Source organism: Candidatus Schekmanbacteria bacterium (assembly GCA_003695725.1).
Lineage (GTDB): Bacteria > Schekmanbacteria > GWA2-38-11 > GWA2-38-11 > J061 > J061.
Genome location: RFHX01000322.1, coordinates 1 through 4,412, shown reverse-complemented (window position 1 = coordinate 4,412; position 4,412 = coordinate 1). Strand labels below are relative to the sequence as shown.

Below are 4,412 nucleotides of genomic sequence, written 5' to 3'. Positions count from 1 at the left end.
TTCTTGGTCAGGTTCGATATTGGGAAGGATTTCTTTTATGGCATCAATGACTTCTTTGTTTCTCTTCATATTAAGGGAATTACCTTTCTCAAAAAGTAATTATCTCTCGACATAATTTTTAAACTACTTTAGAGAGAATTAACACAAAGAAATTGCGGCGGACTTTATTAAGAAATTATTTTGAGAAAATAAAAGGGAATCAATTATTGGGTGATAACTTCATCCAATATTAAAGTGATTTTTCTTGGCACTATTTCAAGGGTTGCGCCTAAATATTTTTTACTTAGATAAACTGCCATAAAAGCGTCGTTATCGAAGTTATCAGAAATGTCTATTGAATCAATTTTTTTGGAAAGATTATTTAAATGTTCTGCATCTATATAGTCATGGTTTATTTCAATCTTAACCTGCATTTCATCGGTCTTTTCTGCATTTAACTCTAATGTTCCTCCCCTATTCGCGTTCGATTCTATTATAGCAGAAATGAAACTCAATATGGTATGCTTGAGAATCCTAACATCAGTTTGAAAGGCAATAAGTTTTTTGTTGATGGGTGAAAGTTTGATTCCTTTTTTGATCAAGCTTTTCCGCGAAAGAATGGCGCAGTTATTCAACACATCTGAAATATCAGTCAATTCTCCATTTTTTGAAACAGCAGAGAGATATGTCTGGGCGGACTTACTTACTTCTTTGATTTTTTCTGTAGAATTGAGGACGACATCGATGAGCTTATTTACATCATCAGGCGACATACTCATTTTAGCAAGCTGTGCAAAACCTATTGAGGCGCCAATAATGTTATTGACTTCGTGGAAGAGGTCGCCGGTCATCTTACCAAGAAGGAATGTATGATGAATATCAATCAATTTATTTTCCAAATTGTCTTTTTGACTCATTTTTATAGATTCACTCTGCGATTCTAATAGGTATTGTCAGCAACATTCTCTACGAAAATTGATTTCGGACCTTTTTCTCTGGATATCTTCTTTAGTTTTGTCTTCAGAGACATTGTAGCTTTTGTATGAATCTGGGATACTCTCGATTCCGTTACATTCATAATCTGTCCAATCTCTTTCATTGTTAGCTCTTCATAATAATATAATGATATTACCAATCTTTCTTTCTCAGGCAATTGATCGATGGCTTTAGCAATCATTTCCTTTAATTCTTTTAAGCTTGTCAATGAGTAAGGGTCATCTGTATCGTTATTTTTTAAACACTCCAGAAGTGTTTTGCTCTTTGAATCTCCATCAATTGGCTCATCAAGAGAAAGGAGTGATTTACCTTTTACGCTGTTCATCATATCATATAATTCTTCAATGTCTATATTCATATGTTCTGCAATCTCTTTATCAGTGGCTTTTCTTCCAAGTTTCTGTTCAAGAGTAAATTTCGCTTCTTCAAGTTGTGAAGTTTTTCTTCTTAATGACCTTGGCAGCCAATCCATTGCACGAAGCTCGTCCAATATTGCGCCTCTAATCCTAAATTCTGCATATGTTTTGAATTTAATCTGCTTTGAAGGGTCAAATTTGTCAGCGGCATCCATCAGCCCCATAATGCCAGCCGCAACTAATTCATCGATTTCCACATTGTTTGGTAGGCGCGTTGCAATTCTTTCAGCAATCGAGCGCGTGAGCGGCAGATATTTAATAATCAATTCTTCCCTATCTACCAATTCGCTATTGAGAGTTTTCCTTCGAGATTTTCTTTTTAAAATTACTTTCTTCATTGCTCTATATCCTTTTTTAAAAGGTTATAATTTAACTGTTTCTCTGCTTTGCTCTAAAAAATCCTTCAATAATATTTGCAAACTTCCTTTTGGGACCGGCTTAGATGGTATTGCCATCAATGATTTGGCTATTTTTCTTATATCCTTTGCTGAGGATGAATTAGGATAAAGGTCAGCAACTGCTGTTTGCTTTTTGACGGCGTTAATTATTTTGCTGTCAAAGTTCAAAGACCCTATAAAATTCAACCTAACATCGCAGTTTTCCTTATCAACCATATTGCTAAAAGTTGAAAAGATAGAAGCCATTTCTTCTTTGCTTTTTACGCAATTGACAATGACATTGAAGGATTTTTCTCCATGCCTGTTGGAAAGAATATTGATTAACGCAAGCGAGTCATGAAGAGATGCAGGATCAGGTGTTATAACCAAAACAATTTCTTGAGATATAGTTGAAAAATATATTACATTTGATGAAATCCCTGCATCCGTATCGATCAAGAGAATGTCGAAATTTGATTTGAGATTGTCGAAAGCTGAAACTAAACTCAGTTCCTGCTTGTTTGTAAGATGGCAAAGTTCTGTATCTCCTGAGGATGTAGGAATAATCTTTAAACCTTTTTTTACTTCAATTATTATTTCATCTAAAGACCTCTCTCCTTTGATTACGTCCTTCAATGTAAAGAGAGGTTTGACTCCTGCAAATAGATCAATATTACCAAGAGGTAGGTCGGCATCGAGGATAATGACGTCTACTCCTTCTTTGCTTATTGCATCGGCTATATTGAATACGAGCGTGCTTTTTCCAACTCCTCCTTTTCCGCTCGTAACTGTGATTATTTTCTTTAAATTTGCTTCCTTCTTCACTTTATTCCTCTTGCCCTTTCCGAATTTTGTCCTTTAAGTTTTGCAAGAATTATGCCATTTAAACAAAATATGTGAGTTTTTCTGTTATCATACAATAATTCAATATGTTAGCAGTTAGAAAGGTTTATCAACCAAAGTTAGATTTCAGTGGATTAGAGACATTTTTTTGCCGTTAGAAAAAGTAAATCGTTAATTTTTTAACGGAAGACTGATTGGTGAGATAAAAATAACGGGATTTTGAAGAAGCTAATTGTTGAGTAGTTTTCTTTTCTTTATTTTTTGGACAAGAGTCGTCCTGTTCATCTTTAAAAGCTGTGCGGCTTTTTCCTTGACTCCACCTGTCCTTTCCAATGCCTGAAGGATGAGGTCATCTTCTATTTGATGAATGATCTTTTTGAGATTGAGCCCCTCCAAAGGAAGCTTAATATGATAACTCCGGGGTTTCGATTGCCTTTTTTTGAATTTTTCAGGTAAATCGATTGCTGTTAATCTTTCCTTGTCTCCACTGAAAATCATCATTCTTTCGATTATGTTTTCAAGCTCTCTCACATTTCCGGGCCAATCATATTCCATAAATATCTCCATTACTTCATCTGATACTTCTTTAACATTGACCCCCTTTTCATATCTCATTTGGTTGATAAAGTGTTCTACTAAAAGTGGAATATCGCTTTTTCTTTCTCTTAAAGGAGGAATTGTCAATGGAATTACATTCAGGCGATAATAGAGGTCTTCTCTAAACCTTTTTTCTTCTACTGCTTTTTCAAGATTTTGGTTAGTAGCTGCTATGACTCTTACATCGACTTTTATAGGCTCAGTGCCACCAACAGGAGTAAATTCTTTTTCTTGTAGGACACGCAGAAGTTTTACCTGCAGATTCAATGACATATCCCCAATCTCATCAAGAAATATAGTCCCGCCATTGGCAAACTCAAATCTTCCGATTCTTTTATTGACAGCGCCTGTAAAAGCCCCTTTGACATGGCCAAAAAGTTCGGTTTCAAGAAGGTCTTCCGGAATCGCACCGCAATTGACAGGTACTAAATACTTGTCTCTCCTTTTTGAATTATAATGAATCGATTTGGCGGCAAGCTCTTTTCCTGTTCCACTTTCACCGTAAATCAGCACTGTGCTGTCTGAATTTGAGACTGTTTCAATAATTTTAAATACTTCAAGCATCGATTCGCTTGCACCTACAAAGTTGTCAAACTTATACTTCTTCTTCAGTTGAGATTTCAGATAGATGTTTTCACCCTGCAATTCTTTGAATTTTAAAGCTTTTTTGATTGTTATCAGGAGTTCTTCAAGATTAAAAGGCTTTTGAATATAATCGAATGCTCCAGCCTTCATTGCTTCTACAGCAGAATCTATCGTTGCAAACCCTGTAACAATGATACCTACAATAGCGCTATTTATCTTTTGCAGCATCTTTAACACGCTGATACCATTGGCATCAGGCATTACCAAATCGATTATAGCCAAATCGATATTTTCGTTTTCACCAATTTGCTGTGCCTCTTTGAGGCAGGTAGCTTTATATACGATGTATCCTCTTTCAGTTAGAAATTTGGACATCATATCCAGAATATCTTTTTCATCGTCAACAACTAAAATCTTTTCTTCATCCATAACTATCCGATATAGTTAGAGATTTTTTTTTGATTGATTTTTGACTGTAATAGTAAAATAATAATAATCATTATATCAAGATAAAAGTGTCCAAATAAAATGGAAATATCAAAAATAAAAAAAATCGAAAATCAGTTTGAAAAAAACAAGTTTCTCTTTGAAATAGATATATCAGGAAAAGTAACAAGAT

At 34.7% G+C, this 4,412-nt stretch carries 4 protein-coding genes; all 4 read right to left on the bottom strand.

All coding sequences use genetic code 11. From position 1 onward, the window contains the following. Window positions 1-203: 203 nt before the first annotated feature. A complete protein-coding gene (locus D6734_11950; GenBank protein RMF92596.1) occupies window positions 204-896 on the bottom strand; it encodes a sensor histidine kinase in 693 nt (230 codons plus the stop codon). 23 nt (window positions 897-919) lie between these two features. Beyond that, window positions 920-1,729 (bottom strand): FliA/WhiG family RNA polymerase sigma factor, encoded by an 810-nt coding sequence (locus tag D6734_11945; protein RMF92595.1) that lies wholly within the window; start codon window positions 1,727-1,729, stop codon window positions 920-922. Between the two features lie 24 nt (window positions 1,730-1,753). Continuing rightward, complete coding sequence (locus D6734_11940; protein RMF92594.1) at window positions 1,754-2,593, bottom strand: MinD/ParA family protein; 840 nt, start codon at window positions 2,591-2,593, stop codon at window positions 1,754-1,756. 246 nt (window positions 2,594-2,839) lie between these two features. After that, complete coding sequence (locus tag D6734_11935; GenBank protein RMF92593.1) at window positions 2,840-4,222, bottom strand: sigma-54-dependent Fis family transcriptional regulator; 1,383 nt, start codon at window positions 4,220-4,222, stop codon at window positions 2,840-2,842. Between the last annotated feature and the right edge of the window lie 190 nt (window positions 4,223-4,412).